Origin of the sequence: Streptomyces lusitanus, from assembly GCF_042647945.1 — a bacterium.
GTDB classification, from domain to species: Bacteria; Actinomycetota; Actinomycetes; order Streptomycetales; family Streptomycetaceae; genus Streptomyces; species Streptomyces pseudogriseolus.
In genome coordinates, this window is record NZ_JBHRWL010000019.1 from 242,964 (window position 1) to 263,257 (window position 20,294).

Below are 20,294 nucleotides of genomic sequence, written 5' to 3' on the forward strand. Positions count from 1 at the left end.
GTGCGCTGCGGCATCGGCCTGTCCATTTGGTCGTCATCGGCGCCCGCCGGCCGCCCTTTCGAGGCCTCACGTTCTCCCGGCGCGCGAGAACTGCAGTCAGGAGCCGGACGTGTCCGCACCGCGGTCGCCACCCGCCGTCACCGGGTCCCTCGTGTTGCGGCCGGACCCGGCGGGGGCACCGGTCACGGTCCGCCCGGCCGGTGCCATCGCGAGGCAGGCCACCGCTCCCGCCAGCAGGACCGCGGCCAGCACCAGCAGGGTCGTCGTGGACGCCTCCGCCAGGTCGTCCCGAAAGGCGTGCGCTCCGGGCCCGGTGGGCAGTGCTGCCGTCGTGCCCTCGGCGGAGGCGTGGCCGGAGGCCGACAACCGCGCCTGGAGCAGCACACTGGCCGCCGCGCTGCCGACCACGCAGCCCACCTGGCGTATCGAGTTGTAGGCGCCGGAGGCCGCCCCGAGCAGTGCGGGCGGCGCCTCCCGCATGGCGACGTTGGCCAGCGGGGCGAAGGCCGACCCGCTTCCCGTTCCGCAGACGAACAGCGCGACGGCCAGGAGCCACGGCTCGACATCCGGTTCGGACACGGCCGCGAGCATCCCGAGACCGGCGGCGAAGACGAGGAAGCCGGCCAGGATCACCCACTTGCCGCTGATCCGGTCGGAGAGCGTCCCGGCGAGCGGCCCGGCGACGCCGCCGGCCACCGCCATCGGTACCAGCATGAGTCCGGCTTCCCGTGGTGACAGCCCTGCCACCGGCTGCAGGAGCAGCGTCAGCGGCAGGTAGAAGCCGGTCAGCGAGAACCCGATGGAGGCGGCGGCCACGGAAGCCGCGGAGAAGTTCCGCACCCCGAACAACGACAGCGGCAGCAACGGCTCTCGGGTGTTGTTCCGCTGCCACCAGAGGAAGGCGGCCAACAGGACCGCTCCGGCCACCAGCACGCCGGTGACGGTGACCGGGCCCCGGACGACTCCCCAGTCGTAGTCCTGGCCGTTCTGGAGGCCGAAGACGAGCGCCAGGAGGGCCAGACCGGAGAGAAGGGTACCCAGGACGTCGAAGTGCCGGCGGTTCCTCGGCTGGCCTCCCGGCACCAGCCACACCGTCATCAGCAGTCCGGCGATACCGACCGGAACGTTGAGCAGGAAGATCCACTCCCAGCCGGCGGCATCGACGAGCACGCCGCCCAGCAGCGGACCGACCACCGTTGCCACACCGGCGACGGCGCCCCACACGCCGAGCGCCGCACCCCGACGGCTCTCCGGGAACAAGGTGGTGATGAACGCCATGGACTGCGGCGCCATCAGCGCGGCGCCGACGCCCTGCACGGCGCGTGCCGCGATCAGCATGTCGGCGCTTCCCGACAGGCCGCACCAGAGCGAGGCGGCGGTGAACACGGCCATGCCGCCGAGGAACATCGGCTTGCGCCCGAGATGGTCCCCCAGCCTGCCGGTGACCAGGAGCGGGGCGGCGTACGTCAGCAGGTACACGCTGTTGACCCAGGTGATCCGGTTCAGATCGGCGTCCAGGTCGGCCAGCATGTCGGGAATCGCGACACTCACGATCGTGGTGTCCATCATGATCAGGAAGAACCCGATGCACAGGGCGGACAGCGCCGCCCACGGATTCGCCGTTTTCCCGGAGGACATCGCCCTACGTTCCGAGATCACGTCTGCAGCCCTTCTCGACACCGGTCCCAGCTCACAGGTCCGCGTTCGGGATCAACTCTTGCGGAGCACCGAGTGAAAGTCCAAGAGCAGGCTGTTCTGACGTGCAGAAGCGATGGTTATACAGCCGTCGGCGAGCGGCTCGGAGGCGATGGCCGGAGGCGAGTCCGCGGAGGACCGGCCGGGCGGGCACGTCGGGGTCACCGGCCTCGGAGACCGCCTCCCAGCGATCACGTGGAGGTCCACACCGGGCGGCGTCCCGGGTCGAGTTCACCCGCGTGGAGCAACTCGACGAGCCGGTCGGAGTTCCCGCCACGACGTGCATGCCGGACGCCCCGTCCAGCGCGCCGCGGGCGTGGGCGAGGACGGCCGCGCCCACGTCGGTGAGCCGCACGGCCCGCTCCGTGCAGACTCACTCACGCCGCGCCCCTCAGGCGAACGCCCGCCGGCAGTGGCTGAGCAGGGCGCGTAGCGCCGGGTTGTGGGCGGGGCGCCAGACCAGGGCGAGCAGGGCCGGGATGTCCGCGTCCGCGATGACGTGAGCGGTGAGGCGGTCGCGGTAGGTGTCCGCCATCGACTCGCTGAGGACGGCGACGCCCAGGCCGCGGGCGGCGAGGCCGGCGATCGCGTCGGCCGCGCTCGCCTCGAGCGCGATGGACGGCTGCACGCCCTGTGCGGCGCACGCCTGGTCCAGTACCGCGCGCAGGCCGGAGCCCCGCGGCATGCACACGACCGGGTGCGCGGTCAGGTCGCGCAGGGTGACCCGGCGCCGCTGCTCCAGGGGGTGGCCGGGCGGGACCGCCGCGACCAGGCGCTCGCTGATGACGGTCAGCGCCTCCAGCCCGTCCGGCGTCCTGGCCGCCGCCCCGATCAGCGCCAGGTCGAGGGCGCCCGTGCGGACCCCGTCGGCGAGGCGGTCGGAGGCGTCCTCCAGCAGCGTGATCTCCACGCCCGGGTGGGCGGCGTGGAAGGCGGCCAGCGCCTCGAACAGCGGGGTGATCGTGCAGCCGGTCACCATGCCGACCGAGATTCGGCCGCGGATCAGGTCGGTCACCTCGTCCACGGCCTGACCGACCGCGCCCGCCGCCGCGAGCGCGTCACGCGCGTGCTCCAGCGCGGCCTTCCCGGCCGGGGTGAGGGCGACGGTACGGGCGGAGCGGTCGAACAGCTCGGCGCCCAGCTCCCGTTCGAGCTGGCGGATCTGTGCGCTGACCCCGGACTGGCTGATGTGCACGCGCTCGGCGGCCCGCGTGAAGTTCTGCTCCTCGGCGACGGCGACGAAGTACTCCAGCTGTCTCAGCTCCATGACTGATGATTCTAGTCCGCAGAAGAACCATCCGTTGGACTTCTGATCGGTTACCGGTGACGCTGGAGGTGTCCGAGCGCGACATCAGGAGGAACCGTGTCGGAGTACGAGAAGGCCATGCGGCCCGAGGACCTCACCCGGCTGTTCGTCGAGCGGTCCAACGCCGGTGACGCCGCCGGGGTAGCCGCGCTGTACGAAGAGGACGCGGTGATGGCCTATCCGCCCGGCGAGACGACGGTCGGGCGGGAGGCGATCCGCGCGCTGTGGGAGAAGGTGCTGGCGAACGCCCCCCGGTTCGAGCCGGAGCCGCCGTTGCCGACGCTGGTCAGCGGGGACCTCGCGCTCACGTCGACGCCGCCCAGGGACGGGGCCGGCGCCCGCGCCCAGGTCGCGCGGCGGCAGCCGGACGGAAGCTGGCTGCGGGTGCTGGACCAGCCGGAGTTCGTGCGGCCCGCCTAAGACCCGCTCAAGGCCTGTCCTGGAGGCGCGCATGGTGCAGGAGGAGGAGGGCCGCGGCCATGTTGGCCGCGGGGACCTCGCCTCGTGTGATCAGGTCCGGGACCACCTTCAGGGGCACCCACTCGCGGCGGTCCGACTCGAAGGCGTCGACGGGCTCGCCGACGTACTCGCCCTCGTCGGACCAGAAGATGTGGTGGCGGGCGTCGGTGAGGCCGTTGGACGGCTCCACGGTCATCAGGTGGTGCAGGGGGCCGGGGCGCCAGCCGGTCTCCTCCTCCAGTTCGCGGGCCGCCGCGACGGCGACGTCCTCGCCGTCCTCCACGACGCCGGCCGCGAGTTCCCAGCCCCAGCTGTCGGTGATGAAGCGGTGCCGCCACAGCAGCAGGACCTCGTTGGCGTCGTTGACGACGGTGGCGACGGCGACGGGCCTCAGGCGTATGAGGAAGTGGTCGAGGTGGCGGCCGTCCGGGAGTTCGACATCCGCGAGATTGACGCTGAACCAGCGGTTTGAGTACACAGGCTGTTCGTTTTGTTTCGTCCACTGCATGCTTCTGCCGCCTTCCGAGAGGTAAGGGGCAATATCGCAGCAGCGGCGGCCGTACAGCAGGCGCACGGAGGGCCGCCCGGGACGCATGAGGCGGCGCGGTGGAGGCACGCGCCGGGCGCGGCACGGTGCGAAGGCGGTCACGGCCGCCCCTCGTACGCCGGAGGCGGCGCGCGGCCGCCTACAGCGGTACCCGCAGCGCTCCGTCGATGAGTTCGGCGGCCTCGGCGGTGCCCGCGCACCCGCTGCGGACCAGATGCTCACGCACCTCGCGCAGCCGGTCGCGCAGCCGCTGCGACTCCATGCCGCGGGCCTGTTCGGCCATCTGCACGGCGACGGCCACCGCACGGTCGGCGTTGCCCTGGCGCAGTTCGACGGTGCACAGCATGGCCAGCCGGTGCACCCGGCCCCGGTCGTGCGCCGGGGTGTCCACGGCCGCCGCCGCGTGCTCCCCCGCCGCGGCCAGCTCGCCGAGGCTCAACAGGGCCTCCGCCACCTGTACGTTGACCAGGCCCGGCTGGACATAGCCGGTCTCGTCGGGCTCGTGGCCGCGCCGGATGCGCTCGGCGGACTGCTCGGCCCGCCGGATGCAGGACAACGCGCCTGCCCCGTCGCCGAGATGGGCGTACGCCTTGGCCTGCATCGCGTACAGGTCCGAGGCGAGCGCCGGGGTGATGCGCCCGCCCGCGGCACGCAGCGCGGCCTCGGCGAAGGCGACGGCCTGCCGGAACTCCCGCATGTGCAGGGACTGGTTGACGAGCAGGGCGATCACATAGGCGCCGAGGCCCCGGTCGCCGCTGGCCTTGGCGAGCCGCAGCGCCTGGTGGAAGTAGCGCTGGGCGAGGCCGTGGGCGTCGGAGTCGTAGGCGCAGATGCCCGCGATGGCGACCAACCCGCCGGTGGCGCGGTGCAGTTGCCGGCCGGTGGCGTCGGTGTAGCTGCCGCGCAGCAGCGGGGCGGCCTCGGTGTTGAGGAAGCCGACGATGCGGGCGCGGGTCGCCATGCCGCCGGCCTTGCGGTACATCAGCTCGTAGTGGGCGCGGGCGGCGCGCAGCATGTCCAGGTCGCCGGGGGTGACCCGGTGCGGGCCGCCGCGGGAGACGTCCACGTCCTCGGGCGGGTTCTCCCACTCCCACACGGGCATCACGGCCGGGGTGCCGGTGACGGCGGGGGCGCCGAGGAGGTGCGGGCGGCCCTGCTGGTCGGAACGCCACAGCGCGGTGGCCCGCTCGACGAAACCGGACAGCGAACCGGTGTGCGGGACGGCCGGTTCGCCGTGGACGCCGAGGCCGATGTCGTCGAGGGTGACGGGGCGGCGCAGCCGGGCGGCGAGCACCTCGCAGATCAGGTCGGGCACCTGGCCCCGGGGGCGCTGCCCCTTCAGCCACCGGGCCACGGCGGTGTGTTCGTAGCGCAGGGTCAGACCGCGTGCCCGCCCGGCCTGGTTGACGTGCGCGGCCAAGCCGGCGTGGGAGATGCCGGCCTCGTCGAGGATCGCGTCGAGCAGAGTGTTGGGCTGCATGTCGGGCCCCCCGGTGGCTCGGTGCGGACAGGGTAGTGGCTGGGCGTTCACACGGGGTGTGAACGGAGTGCGCGCATCCGCAGTGTGCACGCGCTGTCGCTGAGCGTGCCCGGCCGGTTGACTGAATTGCCTCGAAAGAGGCCGGCCGGGCCGCCGGCTCCCCCTCGTACAGCGGCGGCCCGTATGTCCGCCGTCCGCCCGGCCGCCTGCCCGACACTCCGTGGCGGGGCGGACGGCCCGCCGGCCTCGCGCGCCATCGGCCGTGGCGGGGCAGGGCGCTATCGGTCGGCGGTGGCCGAGCGGGGGGCGCCGCGGGTGTGCGGCGTGGGCGGGGAGCAGCGTTCGTTCCGGAGGATCAGCAGGGCCACGTCGTCCTTCGGCGGGCCGACGCTGTGGTCGAGCAGGGCGGTGAGGACCGTGCGCAGGACGGCCTGGGGCGTCTGCGGGCGCTCGCGGGCCGCGTCGGTGAGGACGTCCCGGAGCGGGAAGAAGCGGCCGTCGGCGTCGCGGGCCTCCTCGGCGCCGTCGGTGTGCAGGACGAGGATGTCGCCGGGGAGCAGCCGGCCGCAGGCGGTGGTGGGCAGGTCGCCAGGGAGCGGGAACAGGCCGAGCGGCGGGAGGGGATCGGCGCGGGCCAGCAGCTCGGCGCCCGTGCCGGTCAGGCGGTACGGCCAGGGGTGGCCGCAGTTCAGGGCGTGCACCTCGCCGTCCGGGTGGATCTCCAGCAGCAGGACGGTGACGAACTCCTCGGCGGCGGGCGCGCCGTCCGGCGCGGGGTGGTCGCTGTCCGCCCGCTCGCGCAGATGCCGGTCCATGGCGCGCTCCAGGCGGCTCAGCACCCCGGCGAGGGTCTTCTCGTCGTGGGCGGCCTCGCGGAAGCTGCCGAGGACGGCGGCGCCGGCGCGGACGGCGCCGAGGCCGTGGCCGCGGACGTCGCCGATGACGGCCCGTACGCCGTGCTCGGTGGCCGTCACCTCGTACAGGTCGCCGCCGATGCGGGCGCCCGGATCCGCGGAGAGGTGGACGGCGGCCACGGCCAGCCCTTCGACCCGGGGCGGCGGGGGCCGCAGCAGCACGCTCTGGGCGGCCTCGGCGATCCGGCGGGCGTGCCGGACCTCGCGCAGCATGCGGCGCCGGATGTGCAGGACGATGCCGGTGCCGACCGCGCACAGGACGGCGCTGCTGACCAGGCGGGCGCCGAGGGCGTCGCCCCGGGCCAGCGGGCAGGTCAGCCGGTAGGCCACGGCGACGGCGCCCCACGCCGTGGGCACCGCGAGGGAGCTCAGCCGTGACAGGAACCGGGGTGGCCCCCCGCGGGGAGCCCCAGGCTTGAAGCGGATCATGCCGATGGCCCCCCAAATAGGCCCGGACAGCGCAGACCGGCCTCGAGAGGCCGGTCCGATTCTGGCGACCGCGACCCGCGATCCGGCCGCATCACCGGACTCAGTCACTCGAAGGAGTGAGTAACCGAGGGGACTCCGGGGTTCCGCTCACTGACCAGCCCTGACATGCCCGCGCCCACCCCTGCATATGCCCGAACCGGAACCCACCTTCCGCCCCTGCGGGGCACCTCTGTCCCACGCGGTTCCGTGGGCTGGGGTACCGCGTCCGCGGGCTGGGCGACGCGCCTCGGTCGCAGCCCTCGGTGCCGCGCCCACCACATCGTGAACGCGTCCGACGCACCCGGGTCCCTGCCGCGAGAACCAACCCCCGACGCACCACGGGCCGGTTCCCAGGCGTCCTGCCTCGGAACCGGCCCGTGCGTGGCATCCCGTGTGCGGGACAGCGCGCGGCGTCAGCCGCGGAGCACCGCTCCGGTGCGGTCCGCCGCCAGGGCGACCGCGGTCTCCCGGGCCGCCGACGCCTCGTCGACGGTCAGCGTGCGGTCGTCCGCGCGGAAGCGCAGCGCGTACGCCAGGGACTTGCGGCCCTCGCCCAGCTGCTCGGCGTTCTCGTAGACGTCGAACAGGCGGATGGACTCCAGCAGCTCGCCGGCGCCCTCGCGCAGGGCCGCCTCCACGTCCGCGGCGGGCACGAAGGCGTCGACGACCAGGGCGACGTCCTGCGTGGCGACCGGGAAGGTGGAGATGGACGGCGCCTGCGGGACGGTGTCGCCCACCCGCTCCAGGACGTCCAGGTCCAGCTCCATCGCGCAGGCGCGCGCGGGCAGGCCCAGCGTCTTCAGGACGCGCGGGTGCAGCTCACCGGCGTGACCGACGACGCGCTCGGCACCGTCGACGGTGACGGTCAGCTCGGCGCAGCGGCCCGGGTGCCACGGCCCGTACTGACCCTTGCGCATGCGCAGGTCGGCGCCGGCCTCGCGGGCGACGGTCCGGGCGGCCTCGACCGCGTCGGCCCAGTCGGCCGGGCGGCCCTTGCCCCACCAGCCGGCCTGCTCGCGGGCGCCGGCCAGCACCACGGCGACGTGCCGCGGCTGGTCGGGCAGCGCGGCGTTCAGCGCGGCGATGTCGTCGGGGCCCGGGCGCCGGTCGACGGGGAGGTTCGCGGCGACCTCGGCGGCGTCGCGCGGCTGGAAGACCAGGCCGGTCTCGAACAGCGCGAGGTCGTGCGAGCCCCGGCCGTCGTTGCGGCGCAGCGCGGCGAGCAGCCCCGGCAGCAGCGAGGTCCGCAGCGCGGGCTCCTCGTCGCTGAGCGGGTTGGCCAGCTTGACGACGCGGCGGGCCGGGTCGTCGGCCTCCAGGCCGAGCTGGTCGAAGACCTGCTCGCTGACGAACGGGTAGTTCAGCGCCTCGACATAGCCGGCGCCGGCGAGCGCCCGGCCGATGCGGCGGTGCAGGCGCTGGCGGGCGGTCAGACCGCGGCCGGCCGGCGGCCTGGGCAGCGTGGAGGGCAGGTTCTCGTAGCCCTCCAGCCGGATGACCTCCTCGGCCAGGTCGTTGGCGTCGGTGAGGTCGGGCCGCCAGGACGGGACCGTGACGATCAGCTCGTCCTGGCCGTAGACGTCGCAGCCGACCTCCTGGAGGCGCCGTACGACGGTCTCCCGTCCGTAGGTCACGCCTGCGACCTTGTCCGGGTGGTCGGCGGCCACGGTGATGGTGTGCGGCGCGCTCGGGGCGATGACCTCGGTGACGCCGGCCTCGGCGGTGCCGCCGGCGAGCAGCACCAGCAGGTCGACGGTGCGCTGCGCGGCAGCGGCGGCGGCCTGCGGGTCGACCCCGCGCTCGAAGCGCCGGGAGGCCTCGGAGGACAGCTTGTGGCGGCGGGCCGTGCGGGCCACCGACACCTGGTCGAAGTGGGCCGCCTCGATGATCACGTCGGTCGTCGCCCCGGCGCCCTCCTCGGAGGGGTCGTGGTCGGCGATCTCGGTGTCGGCGCCGCCCATGACGCCGGCCAGGCCGATGGGGCCGCGGTCGTCGGTGATGACGAGGTCCTCGGCGTGCAGCTGCCGCTCGACGCCGTCGAGGGTGACGATCTTCTCGCCCTCCTGCGCGCGGCGGACGCCGATGGTGCCCTGGACCTGGTGGCGGTCGTAGGCGTGCAGCGGCTGGCCGAGCTCCATCATCACGTAGTTGGTGACGTCGACGGCGAGCGAGATCGGGCGCATGCCGACCTTCTGGAGGCGGCGCTGGAGCCAGATCGGGGAGCGCGCCTCGGGGCTGAGGCCGGTCACCGTGCGGGCGGTGAAGCGGTCGCAGCCGGCCGGGTCGGAGACCTTCACCGGGTAGCCGAAGGCGTTGGGCCCGGGCACGTCGAGCAGCGCCGGGTCGCGCAGCGGCAGGCCGTAGGCGATGGCGGTCTCGCGGGCGACGCCGCGGATGGACAGGCAGTCGCCGCGGTTGGCGGTGACGGCGATGTCCAGCACCTCGTCGACCAGTTCGAGCAGCTCGACGGCGTCCTTGCCGACCTCGGTCTCCGGCGGCAGCACGATGATGCCGTGGGTGCCGTCGTCGCCCATGCCCAGCTCGTCGCTGGAGCAGATCATGCCGTGGGACGTCTTGCCGTAGGTCTTGCGGGCGCTGATCGAGAAGCCGCCGGGCAGGGTGGCGCCGGGCAGGACCACGACGACCTTGTCGCCGACGGCGAAGTTGCGGGCGCCGCAGACGATCTCCTGCGGCTCGCCCGTGCCGTTGGCCTGGCCGACGTCGACCGTGCAGAAGCGGATCGGCTTCTTGAAGCCCTCCAGCTCCTCGATGGTCAGCACCTGGCCGACCACGAGGGGGCCCTTGAGGTCGGCGCCGAGGTGCTCGACGGTCTCGACCTCGAGGCCGGCCGAAATCAGCTTGGCCTGCACGTCGCGGCCGGTCTCGGTGGCCGGCAGGTCGACGTACTCCCGCAGCCAGGAAAGCGGGACCCGCATCAGATCTCCATCCCGAACGGCCGGGTGAACCGGACGTCACCCTCGACCATGTCTCGCATGTCTTCGACGTTGTGGCGGAACATCAGCATCCGCTCGATGCCGAACCCGAAGGCGAAGCCGCTGTACTTCTCGGGGTCGACGCCGCAGGCGGTGAGCACCCGCGGGTTGACCATGCCGCAGCCGCCGAGCTCGATCCAGCCTTCGCTGGAGCAGGTGCGGCAGGGCCGGTCGGGGTTGCCGACGGACGCGCCCTTGCAGACGTAGCAGAGCATGTCCATCTCGGCGGACGGCTCGGTGAAGGGGAAGAAGTTCGGCCGCAGCCGGGTCTTCATCTCCGCGCCGAACAGCGACTGGACCATGTGGTCCAGGGTGCCCTTGAGGTCCGCCATGGTCAGGCCCTCGTCGACGGCGAGCAGCTCGACCTGGTGGAAGACGGGGGTGTGCGTGGCGTCCAGCTCGTCGGTGCGGTACACGCGGCCGGGGCAGATCACGTACACCGGCAGCTCGCGGTCGAGCAGGGAGCGGATCTGCACGGGCGAGGTGTGGGTGCGCAGCACGACGCCGGACTCGGAGCCGCCCTGGGGGCCCTCGACGAAGAACGTGTCGGCCTCGCCGCGCGCCGGGTGGTCCGGGCCGATGTTGAGGGCGTCGAAGTTGAACCACTCGGCCTCGACCTCGGGTCCCTCGGCGACCTCGTAGCCCATGGCCACGAAGATGTCCTCGATGCGCTCGGAGAGCGTGGTGAGGGGGTGGCGGGCGCCGGCCGGGACGCGGTCGTGGGGCAGCGTGACGTCCACGGACTCCTCGACGAGGACGCGCGCGTCCCGCTCGGCCTCCAGCTCCGCCTGGCGGGCGGCGAGCGCCTTGTTCACGGCGCCGCGGGCCTGCCCGACGCGCTTGCCGGCGTCGGCCTTGGCGTGCGGGGGCAGTGCGCCGATCTCGCGGTTGGCCAGGGCCAGCGGGGAGGTGCCGCCGGTGTGGGCGACCTTCGCCTCCTGGAGCGCGTCGAGGGAGTCCGCGGCGGCGAAGGCGGCGAGCGCCTCGTCCCGCATGCGCTCGATCTCTTCCGGTTTCAACGCCTCGACCTCGACAGGGTCGTACGACTTATTCGGTGCCGACATCTCTTCCCGTGCTTCCGGTTGGCTGGCTGATGGTCCCCGTCATCGACTCGTGGACGAACGGTCCGTCGCGCGCCCGCAGCGGGGCGCGGCGTTCGTCCTCGGGACGCAAAGGTGCCAAAGGCCGAGTCTAACGGGGTGGGTGTACGCGAAGGCGCCCGTGGGGGCCGCAGGCGTCTCAGGTGAGATACGCGGGGGCCGCCACGGGCAACGTAAATCGGAACTCGGCGCCGCCGCCGGGGGCGCGTCCGACCGTGATGCTGCCGCCGTGGGCCTCGACGATGCCCTTGACGATGTAGAGCCCGAGGCCCGTGCCGCCGCGCTTGCTGCCCCGCCAGAAGCGGGTGAAGACGCGGTTCATGGACTCCTCCGGGATGCCGGGTCCCTCGTCGCTGACGGTGACCGACGTGGCTGCGGGTTCGGCGTGCTCGCGCTCGCGCGGGGACACCGAGGGTGTGATGTCGATGGTGACGGTTCCCTCGCCGTGGCGCACGGCATTTTCCAGCAGGTTGCTCAGCACCTGGTCGATCTTGTCGGGGTCGGCCCACAGCGCGGGCAGCGGGTGCTGCACCCGCAGCAGGAACCGGTCGGCGGGCTGGCCCGCGGCGACGTGCGCCTGGATGTGCCGGCCCACGGCGGCTCCGATGTCGACGGGCTGGCGGCGCACCTCGAGGCGCCCGGAGTCGATGCGGGATATGTCGAGCAGCTCGGCGATGAGCCGGGTGACGCGGTCGGCGTCGGCGTCGACGGTCTCCAGCATCAGCCGCTTCTGGTCGTCGGTGAAGCGTTCCCACTTGGCCAGGAGGGTGGCGGTGAAGCCCTTGACCGAGGTGAGCGGCGAGCGCAGTTCGTGCGCGACGGTCGCGATCAGCTCGGCGTGGCTGCGCTCGGTGCGGCGCCGCGCCTCCGTGTCGCGGAGGGTGACGACGACTCGGCGGACGGGCCCGGTGGGGCGGGCGCGGACGTAGCGGGCGGAGACGAGGACCTCACGGCCGCCGGGCAGCAGGAGGTTGCGCTCGGGCTGGCCGACCCGGATGGCGAGGCCGCCGTAGGGGTCGGTGAGCTGCCACCAGCGGCGCCCCTCCAGGTCCTCTAACGGCAGCGCGGCCTCCAGGGCGCGGCCGAGGGCCTGCTCGGCGGGGACGGCGGTGATGCGTACGGCGGCGGCGTTGAAGCAGATCACCCGTCCGTGTTCGTCGGCGACGACGAGTCCGTCGGGGAGCTGGTCGGGGTCGATGCCGAGGCCGGCGAGGTCACCGGGCCGGGGCGCGGGCGGGCGCGCCGTGCGCTTGGCTCCCGGTGCGCTGCTCGTGCCGACGCTCATCCCCGTACCCCACCTCTCGGAACGTCCTCGGGGCGCCCCGTTCCCGGGCCCCGGCCGAGAGCTTGGGGAGGTCCCCGAGCTGGTCAGCCTACTAGCTCTCGGTGACGGAGCGGGACCCTCCGGCGGCGCGCTGTGCACGTGCCGACGCGTAGAGACATACGGCGGCGGCGGTGGCGAGGTTCAGGCTCTCCGCCTTTCCGTGGATGGGGACCCGGACGACGGCGTCGGCGAGGGCGCGGGTCTCCTCGGGCAGGCCCCAGGCCTCGTTGCCGAAGATCCAGGCGGTGGGGCCGCCCATGGTGCCCTTGTCGAGCTCCTCGTCGAGGTCGCGGTCGCCGGCCCCGTCGGCGGCGAGCAGCCGTACGCCGGCGTCGCGCAGACCGGTGACGGCGCGTTCTACGGGCACGCCCACGGCGACGGGCAGATGGAAGTGGGAGCCGACGGAGGCGCGGACGGCCTTGGGGTTGTACAGGTCGACGGAGGCGTCGGTGAGGACGACGGCGTCGGCCCCGGCGGCGTCGGCGCAGCGCAGCACGGTGCCGGCGTTGCCGGGGTCGCGGACGTGGGCGAGGACGGCGACGAGGCGGGGGCGGGCGGCGAGGATCTCCTCGAACGGCGTGTCCAGGAAGCGGCAGACGCCGACCAGGCCCTGCGGGGTGACGGTGGTGGAGATGTCGGCGACGACCTCGTCGGAGGCGAGGTGGACGCGGGCCCCGGCGTCCCGGGCGGACCCGACGATGTCGGCGTAGCGCTCGGCGGCCTCGGGGGTGGTGAACAGCTCGACGAGCGTGTCCCGGTGCCCGGCGGCCTCCCGCACGGCCTGCGGCCCCTCGGCGAGGAACAGCCGCTCCTTCCCCCGGAAATTCCGCTTGGCGAGCCGCCGGGCGGCACTCACACGGGCGGACCGGGGAGAGATCAGCTCAGGTCCGACGGACACCATTTCAGTCACCTTCAGGAAGAACAGCCAGGGGCGCGGGGAACCGCGCGACCGGCCACAACGGACCCGCGGCCGAACGACGGCCGACAAACCGAACGACAGGACCCGCAAGCTTTCAAGCCTGCGGGTCCTGGGAAACTCACGTCGGCTTCAAGCCAACGCGGTGCTCACGCGGCCTTGGGCGCGTTCACATCCGCCGGCAGCGCCTTCTGCGCGACCTCGACGAGCGCGGCGAAGGCGGTGGCGTCGTTGACGGCCAGCTCGGCCAGGATCTTGCGGTCGACCTCGACGTTGGCGGCCTTCAGACCCTGGATGAAGCGGTTGTACGTGATGCCGTTGGCGCGGGCAGCGGCGTTGATGCGCTGGATCCACAGCTGACGGAAGTCGCCCTTGCGCTTCTTGCGGTCGTTGTAGTTGTAGACCAGCGAGTGGGTGACCTGCTCCTTGGCCTTGCGGTACAGGCGCGAGCGCTGACCGCGGTAGCCGGAGGCCTGCTCGAGGATCGCCCGGCGCTTCTTGTGGGCGTTGACTGCCCGCTTGACGCGTGCCACTTGTTAACTCCTTGTAGCGGGGCCGTGGTGGTCTTCACACGGCCCGGAATCGATTGGGTCCCGGTGTTGACGTACGGCGCTCAGTGAGGGCGCCGGGGCGTCACTTGCCGAGAAGCTTCTTGATCTTCGCGGCGTCGCCCGGGGCCATCTCGGCGTTGCCGGTGAGGCGACGCGTCACGCGGGACGACTTGTGCTCGAGCAGGTGGCGCTTGCCGGCGCGCTCGCGGAGCACCTTGCCGGAGCCGGTGATCTTGAAGCGCTTGCTGGCACCGCTGTGCGACTTGTTCTTCGGCATAGCGCCGTTCTCTCCTCGTCGGTGGCGCTCCTGTGCCCGGTCGTGAAACCGGGCACTGTGGAGCGTCGTACTTGTATCGGGTTGCTTCCTGGGGCTCGCGCCCCGGGGAGTCACGCCTCGGCCGGCTCCTCGGCCGCCTGGACGGAGTCCGCGTCCGCGGCGTTCTGCGACTTGCCGGGGTTGGCCTTCGCTTCTGCCTTGCGGGCTTCCTGTGCCTGGCGGGCCTCGGCCATCGCCTCGGTCTTCTTCTTGTGCGGACCGAGGACCATGATCATGTTGCGGCCGTCCTGCTTCGGGTTCGACTCCACGAACCCGAGGTCGGCCACGTCCTCCGCGAGCCGCTGCAGGAGCCGGTAACCGAGCTCCGGCCGGGACTGCTCGCGACCACGGAACATGATCGTGATCTTGACCTTGTCGCCCTGCTTGAGGAACCGGACGACGTGACCCTTCTTGGTGTCGTAGTCGTGCGGGTCGATCTTCGGCCGGAGCTTCATCTCCTTGATGACCGTGTGCGCCTGGTTCTTGCGCGCCTCACGGGCCTTCATGGCCGACTCGTACTTGAACTTCCCGTAGTCCATGAGCTTGCACACGGGCGGACGGGCGTTCGCCGCGACCTCCACGAGGTCGAGGTCGTACTCCTGCGCAAGCTCCAGGGCCTTGGCAAGCGGGACAATCCCGACCTGCTCGCCGCTGGGACCGACAAGTCGCACCTCGGGAACGCGAATCCGGTCGTTGATGCGGGGCTCGGCGCTGATGGATCCTCCTCGGTAGCACCACGCGACGGTCTGGCGGACAGCCGCGTAACGTCTGTGTTCGTTAGACCTAACCGCGCCGAGACACGAAAAATGCCCCGGACGATCACTGGCGGGGCTCCTCGAACTACCGGAACACCGCCACGGAGACCGCGGGGCGCGCTTTCGGGCCGATCGCCGACTCGGGGACGGGATCTGCCTGACCGGTGACCCGCCGCCCTGAGGGCGGCCAGGTGGGAGTTCGAAAGCCTCCACTTGTGGGCCGGGCTCGCGTGCCGTGAGACATACGGGTCCGACCGGTCGTTACACAAGGTTAGCAGCTCCGGGAGACGGGCACCAACCGGCCGTCCGCCCGGCTCCTGGCGTCGGCGGCCCGCGGGGCTGCGCCTATCGTGTGGTGCATGAGTGAGACCTCCCCCTCGGACACCCCCGAGACCCCCGGCAGCCCCGACTTCGACGCCATGGCCCGCGACATCGCGGAGGTCCCGGCGGTCGAGGTGATCGTGACGGTCGCCGTCAACCTGATGAGCGCCGCCGCCGTGAAGCTCGGTCTGACCGAGGAGGGCGACACGTACAAGGACCTGGACGAGGCCCGCAAGCTGGTGCACGCGCTGGCCGGTCTGCTGGACGCCTCGGCGACCGAGATCAGCTCGTTCCACGCGGCGCCGCTGCGGGACGGCCTGAAGTCGCTCCAGCTGGCCTTCCGCGAGGCCTCCCTGGTCCCGGACGAGCCGGGCAAGGGACCGGGCGAGAAGTACACGGGCGCGATCTACGGCTGACGCGGCGGGCGCCCCGGTGCCCGTTCTTCTTTCACCGACGCACGTACAAGGGCTCGCCGGGCGGCGTCGCCTCGACAGGCAGGACTGCCAGGTCGAGGCCGCGCACCAGGCGGGCCCTCAGTGTCTCGTCGGCGGCGAGCCGCTGGGCCACGGCGCGGGCGGCCTCGGCGACCGGGGCGGCCGGGTCGAACACCAGGGCGAGGGTGCCGTCGGCCTGTCCCGGCCCGAGATGGGCGCGGACCACGGAGGGCTCGGCGGCGACGGCGTTCCGCACGGCCTCGACGACGGCGGGGTCCTTCAGCGGGTCGGTGCTGGTGCGGCCCTCGGCGAGGGCCAGCAGCGCGGGCCCGGTCAGCTCGAACGGCACGGGACCTGCCAGGTCCAGGACGACCGTGTCCGCCTTCTCGTGCGCGGCGGCCTGGAGCGCCTGGTGCAGCGGTACGGCGACGGGGCGGGCCGCCGGGTCCCAGCGGGCGAGGGAGTCGGTGGAGGTGAAGGCGGGCAGGGCGGTACGGCCGCCGGCCTTCAGGGTCGGCACGGCCATGTCGCTGGTCTTCTCACGGCGCAACCCGCCCTCCCGTCGCCCGCCACCACCCTTCCAAGGAGCTTCGCGCCCCTCCTCATCGTCCTCCTCGACCTCGCCCAGCACGGCCACCACGGGCACGAGCAGCCGGGCGCCCTTGAGGGCTTCCAGGACCGGTCCGACGGCGTTGCCGTCCTCGGCCCAGGCGGCGAGCGCGGCGCTCAGCCGGGGGTCGGCGGATCCGTCGTCGTCGCGGAAGGGGGAGTCGGGAATGTTCTTGTTCGCCACGGTCACCGACCTTAGCGGCCGTGCGGCGGACGCCCCGACGCGGGCGGGGAGGAGCGCGAGGTGACGGACGGGCCGAGGGTGTCGGCGGCGGCGCTGGATCTGGCGAGCGGGGGGACGTACGCCTCGGGCGAGGGGGTGTTCGTGACGGCGAGCGTGGTGAAGGTGGACATCCTGACCGCGCTGCTGCTGACCGCGCGGGACGCGGGCCGGGAACTCACCGCCGACGAGCGGGCGCACGCGGAAGCGATGATCGTACGCAGCGACAACGACGCGGCGACGGCGCTGTGGCGGGTCGTCGGGCGGGCGGCGGGGCTGGACGCGGCGAACGCCCGGCTCGGTCTCACCCGCACCGTGGCCGACGCGCGCTGGGGGCTCACCCGTACCACGGCCGTGGACCGGGTGACGCTGCTGCGGCGGATCTTCACGCCGGACTCCGTGGTGGAGGGGGACGCGCGGGCGTACGTACGGGAGCTGATGGAGCGGGTCGTGCCGGAACAGGCGTGGGGCGTGCCGGTGTCGGCCGATCCTGGCACGCGGTGGGCCGTGAAGAACGGGTGGCTGCCGCGGGACGCGACCGGACTGTGGGTGGTGAACAGCACGGGGTGCGTGACGGCGGGCGGGCGCGTGTACGCGGTGGCGGTGCTGTCGGACGGCCACGCGTCGATGGCGGACGGGGTGGCGAGGGTGGAGGAGGCGGCGCGGGAGGCGGTGGACGTGCTGGTACGAAGGGATCGGCGCGGCTAGAACGTCTCGTCCTCGGAGCGGCGGCCGCGCCACAGGACGACCGCGGCGACCAGGAGGACGCCGCCGGCGCCGCCGGCCAGGGGGGCCGCCCAGTCGGCCGTGTCGTCGCCGGGGGCGTCGGCGGCCGGGCCCGGGCCGAAGTACTCGTCGCCGTACGCCGCCGCCTTGAGCCCCTCCGGCTTCAGACGGTCGGCGGCCTCGATCGCGGCGGCCGGGTCGATGAACCCGTAGCCGCGCGAGTCGTCGCGTCCGGCGGCGGGCGCGTTGCGGGCGGTGTCCTCCAGGAGCCGCTTGATCTGGGCCGGGGTCAGGTCCGGGTGTGCGGCCTTCAGCAGGGCGACGGCGCCGGAGACGAACGCGGAGGCGGCGCTGGTGCCCCAGCCCTCGTAGTACTTGTGGTCGGGGTCGGCGATGATCACGTCGACGCCGGGGGCGCTGACCGTGGCGTACCAGCGGCGGGTGGAGAAGGGGGCGCGGGTGCCGTAGCGGTCGACGGCGGTGGCGGCGATGACGCCCGGGTAGGCCGCCGGGTAGGAGATCCGGTCGCCCTTCTCGCCGCCGTTGCCGGCCGAGGCGACGACGACCACGCCCTTGCGCAGGGCGTACTGGATCGCCTCGTCCTCGCCCGGCTCCGGGTGCGCGGACGCGGAGTCGTCGCCGAGGGAGAGGTTGATGACGTCGGCGCCGTGGTCGGCGGCCCAGCGGATGCCTTCGGCGAGGGCGTTGCCGCGGGTGCTGCGGGCCTTGGCGCGGGCCGGGTCCTTGTCCTCGAGGATGACGCGGACGGGGAGGATCTTCGCCTCGGGGGCGACGCCCAGGACGCCGTCGCCGTCGCCGGGGCCGTGCCCGTGACCGGCGATGATGCCGGCCATGGCGGTGCCGTGGCGGGCCCACGCCTCGTCGCCCTCGCGCGCGCCGAAGCCGACGAGGTCCTTGCCGTCCAGGACGTTGCCGTCGAGGTCGGGGTGGTCGGCCTCGACGCCGGTGTCCAGGACGGCGACGGTGACGCCCGCGCCGCGCGTGGTGGGCCAGATCCGGTCCGTGTGCAGGGCGTCGAGGGCCCACTGCCGGTCGCGGATGGCGTCGGCGTGCGCGGTGGTCGCGGGGACCAGCACGAGGGCCGCGGCGAGCAGGCCGCCGAGCGCGGCGGGGCGCTTCCTCATGACGGACGCTCCGTGGGAGTGCCGGCCCGCTGGCGCAGGGCGCGTTCGAAGCGGTCGGCGAGACCGCGGGCCTCGTGCCCCAGGCCCGCCTGGGCGGGGGCGGTGGTGGCTCCGGACAGCATGGCGTCCTCGGCGGGCTGCGGCTCGTCGACGGCACGGCCGTCGGCCCAGCCGGAAACGGCGTAGACGACGACGGGGGCGTCGGTGAGCACGGAGATCGCCCAGGAGGCCCGCTGCTCGGGGCCGAATCCCTCGGCCGCGGTGCCCTTCGACCCGTACGGCAGCGGCATCAGGTCGCTGCGGCGGTCCAGGCGTTCACGGTCGAAGCGGCGGGCGAGGGCCTCCATGCCGGCCGCGTCGGCCTCGGTGAACAGCAGGCCGACGGTGGTGACGTAGCTCTGCGTGGCGTCGGTGTAGGTGGCGCGCAGCAGGCGCTCGCAGCCGACGGGCGCGAGGGCGCGGCCGAGCAGGGCGTCGAAGGCGCCCTCGCAGCCGCTGTCGGGGGCGACGGCGATCCGTGTCCAGACGCGGTCGGCCTCTCCGGGGCCCGCGCCCCGGCCCTGGACGGTGGGCGGGAACAGCTGGTCGACGGGGACCTCGTGCCACAGGTCGCCCGCGACCGCGAAGGCGTGCCGGGTGCCCGGGCCCTCCGGGCCGTCGGCGAGCCAGGCTCCGGTGACGGCGCCGCCGATCAGCCCGGTGCCGAGCACGAGACACACGGCCGCGGCGACGACCTGGGCGCGGGTGCGGCGGGCGAACGGACGGAAGTGGGTGTCGGGCCGCCCGAACGTCACGACGGCGGGACGCCCGCCGCCGGGGACGCCGCCCGGGGACATGGGCGCGCTCCAGGACAGCGCGGGGTCGGGCTCGGCGGGCACGGGGCGCAGCCGGGTGGTCGTCTCGGCCGGGGTCTCGGTACGGGGCCGGTGCGCGGGCCGCGGCGGCACGGAGGGGGCGGGCGGCGTGGCGCCGGGGGGCGCGGGCGGCGTGACGGGCACGCGCTGCCCGACGCCGGGGTTCGCGGGCATACCCCGCCCGACGGTGGGCGGCGCGTCCGGGAAACGCGCGGAGGCCTGGGGCGGCGGGGGCGCGGTGCGGTCGTCGGGGGCGTCGGCGCCGATCCGGGGGAACCGGGGGCGCGCCCCGGGGGCGGGACGCTCGGTTGCTCCGGCGGGGGCGGAGGGGGCGGAGGGGGCGTCCGGACGGTACGTCGGGGCGGCGGGGGCTGCTCCTGTGCCGCGCGCGTCGGACGCGGCGGGTGCCGCCGGACGCCGGAAGGGATCGTCGCCGGCCGGACGGTACGGCCGCTCGGCAGTGCCGGCACCGCCTGGTTCACGGTCGTCGAAGGCGCCGGTCCCGGGGCGGGGATGCCCCGCGCGGTCCATGCCGGTGGCGCCGGTGGCGCCGGTCGGACGGTGCGTGCCTTGTGCGGCACCCCCGCCGGTGAGTCCGCGCTCGTCCGCCGCGGTGGGCGTGGTCGGACGGCCGGGGGCAGCATCGCCTGCCGGGCGGAACGTCGGTGCGCCCGTGTCGCGGTCGCTCCAGGTGCCGGGCGCCGGGCGCCGGGGCCCGACGGCGCCCGAGCGACGGTCGGTGTCGGCCGCGCCTGTGCCCCGCGTATCGGCTGATGCGCGGTCGTCCGACGCGCGGGAACGCGCCGTGCCGCGAGCGGCGGTGTCGTCGCCGGACGGTCGGTGCGTCGGTCCGCCGGAGGCCGCGTCCGCTTCCCACGCGCCGGGCGCGTCCGGGGTGCCGGGGCGTGTACCGCCGGCGCGGTCCGGGGCGTCGGACGCCGGGCGTGGGGGGACGACGCCGCCCGTTTCGGCGGCAGCCTCGTCCCCCTCGGCCGGGGACGCCGGAGCCGTGTCGTCCAGTGGGGTCCGGGGGTCGAAGGGTCCCGGGTTGCCCGCGGTGCGGGGTGCGTGGGGTGGGCGCGGGGGGAGGGAGGCGCGGCGCGCTTCCGTGCTCATGCACCCCCCGTTTCCTCGTGCCCGGGCCGGTCCTCGCGTCCGCGG

Annotated in this window: 18 protein-coding genes; 3 read left to right on the top strand and 15 right to left on the bottom strand. The window is 73.9% G+C overall.

Annotated features, from left to right (window positions below):
- Positions 1–96: 96 nt before the first annotated feature.
- Both ACFOSY_RS26590 and ACFOSY_RS26595 read right to left on the bottom strand, forming a co-directional pair.
- Positions 97–1,638, bottom strand: coding sequence for a DHA2 family efflux MFS transporter permease subunit (locus tag ACFOSY_RS26590; protein WP_394311346.1), 1,542 nt, complete (start codon positions 1,636–1,638; stop codon positions 97–99).
- A gap of 448 nt (positions 1,639–2,086) precedes the next feature.
- Positions 2,087–2,962 (bottom strand): LysR family transcriptional regulator, encoded by an 876-nt coding sequence (locus ACFOSY_RS26595; RefSeq protein WP_394311348.1) that lies wholly within the window; start codon positions 2,960–2,962, stop codon positions 2,087–2,089.
- 96 nt (positions 2,963–3,058) lie between these two features.
- Here ACFOSY_RS26595 and ACFOSY_RS26600 point away from each other — a divergent pair, with 96 nt between their 5' ends.
- The gene (locus ACFOSY_RS26600) at positions 3,059–3,421 is read left to right on the top strand and encodes a YybH family protein (protein WP_394311350.1); all 363 of its coding nucleotides are present in this window, start codon (positions 3,059–3,061) and stop codon (positions 3,419–3,421) included.
- A 7-nt stretch (positions 3,422–3,428) separates the two neighbouring features.
- Here ACFOSY_RS26600 and ACFOSY_RS26605 read toward each other — a convergent pair whose 3' ends face one another.
- The 10 genes from ACFOSY_RS26605 to infC form a co-directional block, all read right to left on the bottom strand.
- Entirely contained in the window at positions 3,429–3,968 is a 540-nt protein-coding gene (locus ACFOSY_RS26605; protein ID WP_394311352.1) for an NUDIX hydrolase, read from the bottom strand.
- A 178-nt stretch (positions 3,969–4,146) separates the two neighbouring features.
- Positions 4,147–5,487 carry a transcriptional regulator gene (locus ACFOSY_RS26610; RefSeq protein ID WP_394311355.1) on the bottom strand — a complete coding sequence of 447 codons (1,341 nt, stop codon included), beginning with the start codon at positions 5,485–5,487 and terminating at the stop codon, positions 4,147–4,149.
- A 278-nt stretch (positions 5,488–5,765) separates the two neighbouring features.
- On the bottom strand, positions 5,766–6,830 hold the full coding sequence (locus ACFOSY_RS26615) for a PP2C family protein-serine/threonine phosphatase (protein ID WP_394311357.1): 1,065 nt from the start codon (positions 6,828–6,830) through the stop codon (positions 5,766–5,768).
- A 452-nt stretch (positions 6,831–7,282) separates the two neighbouring features.
- Positions 7,283–9,805, bottom strand: coding sequence for a phenylalanine--tRNA ligase subunit beta (gene pheT / locus ACFOSY_RS26620; protein ID WP_394311359.1), 2,523 nt, complete (start codon positions 9,803–9,805; stop codon positions 7,283–7,285).
- A complete protein-coding gene (pheS, locus tag ACFOSY_RS26625) occupies positions 9,805–10,926 on the bottom strand; it encodes a phenylalanine--tRNA ligase subunit alpha (protein WP_031065138.1) in 1,122 nt (373 codons plus the stop codon). Before pheS ends, pheT begins: the two co-directional genes overlap by 1 nt.
- Positions 10,927–11,101: 175 nt before the next feature.
- On the bottom strand, positions 11,102–12,247 hold the full coding sequence (locus ACFOSY_RS26630) for a sensor histidine kinase (RefSeq protein WP_394311367.1): 1,146 nt from the start codon (positions 12,245–12,247) through the stop codon (positions 11,102–11,104).
- A 91-nt stretch (positions 12,248–12,338) separates the two neighbouring features.
- The gene (locus tag ACFOSY_RS26635) at positions 12,339–13,187 is read right to left on the bottom strand and encodes a TrmH family RNA methyltransferase (RefSeq protein WP_394311369.1); all 849 of its coding nucleotides are present in this window, start codon (positions 13,185–13,187) and stop codon (positions 12,339–12,341) included.
- A 164-nt stretch (positions 13,188–13,351) separates the two neighbouring features.
- On the bottom strand, positions 13,352–13,735 hold the full coding sequence (rplT, locus tag ACFOSY_RS26640) for a 50S ribosomal protein L20 (protein ID WP_004933571.1): 384 nt from the start codon (positions 13,733–13,735) through the stop codon (positions 13,352–13,354).
- A gap of 100 nt (positions 13,736–13,835) precedes the next feature.
- Positions 13,836–14,030, bottom strand: a complete 195-nt coding sequence (gene rpmI / locus ACFOSY_RS26645) for a 50S ribosomal protein L35 (RefSeq protein WP_003977225.1) — start codon at positions 14,028–14,030, stop codon at positions 13,836–13,838.
- A gap of 110 nt (positions 14,031–14,140) precedes the next feature.
- Positions 14,141–14,785, bottom strand: a complete 645-nt coding sequence (infC, locus tag ACFOSY_RS26650) for a translation initiation factor IF-3 (protein WP_078540917.1) — start codon at positions 14,783–14,785, stop codon at positions 14,141–14,143.
- A gap of 398 nt (positions 14,786–15,183) precedes the next feature.
- Between infC and ACFOSY_RS26655 the strand changes: the two genes are divergently transcribed.
- Entirely contained in the window at positions 15,184–15,561 is a 378-nt protein-coding gene (locus ACFOSY_RS26655; RefSeq protein ID WP_093765827.1) for a DUF1844 domain-containing protein, read from the top strand.
- A gap of 31 nt (positions 15,562–15,592) precedes the next feature.
- On the opposite strand, the gene ACFOSY_RS26660 is transcribed toward ACFOSY_RS26655, so the two are convergent.
- Positions 15,593–16,372, bottom strand: coding sequence for an SseB family protein (locus tag ACFOSY_RS26660; RefSeq protein WP_394311381.1), 780 nt, complete (start codon positions 16,370–16,372; stop codon positions 15,593–15,595).
- 60 nt (positions 16,373–16,432) lie between these two features.
- Here ACFOSY_RS26660 and ACFOSY_RS26665 point away from each other — a divergent pair, with 60 nt between their 5' ends.
- Entirely contained in the window at positions 16,433–17,116 is a 684-nt protein-coding gene (locus ACFOSY_RS26665; protein ID WP_394311383.1) for a serine hydrolase, read from the top strand.
- Here the strand turns inward: ACFOSY_RS26665 and mycP are convergent.
- Together mycP and ACFOSY_RS26675 are read right to left on the bottom strand one after the other, a co-directional pair.
- Positions 17,113–18,279: a type VII secretion-associated serine protease mycosin gene (gene mycP / locus ACFOSY_RS26670; protein ID WP_394311386.1), complete on the bottom strand. Its 1,167-nt coding sequence runs from the start codon at positions 18,277–18,279 to the stop codon at positions 17,113–17,115. The genes ACFOSY_RS26665 and mycP overlap by 4 nt on opposite strands.
- Entirely contained in the window at positions 18,276–19,307 is a 1,032-nt protein-coding gene (locus ACFOSY_RS26675; RefSeq protein ID WP_394311388.1) for a hypothetical protein, read from the bottom strand. The genes mycP and ACFOSY_RS26675 overlap by 4 nt, the downstream gene beginning before the upstream one ends.
- Between the last annotated feature and the right edge of the window lie 987 nt (positions 19,308–20,294).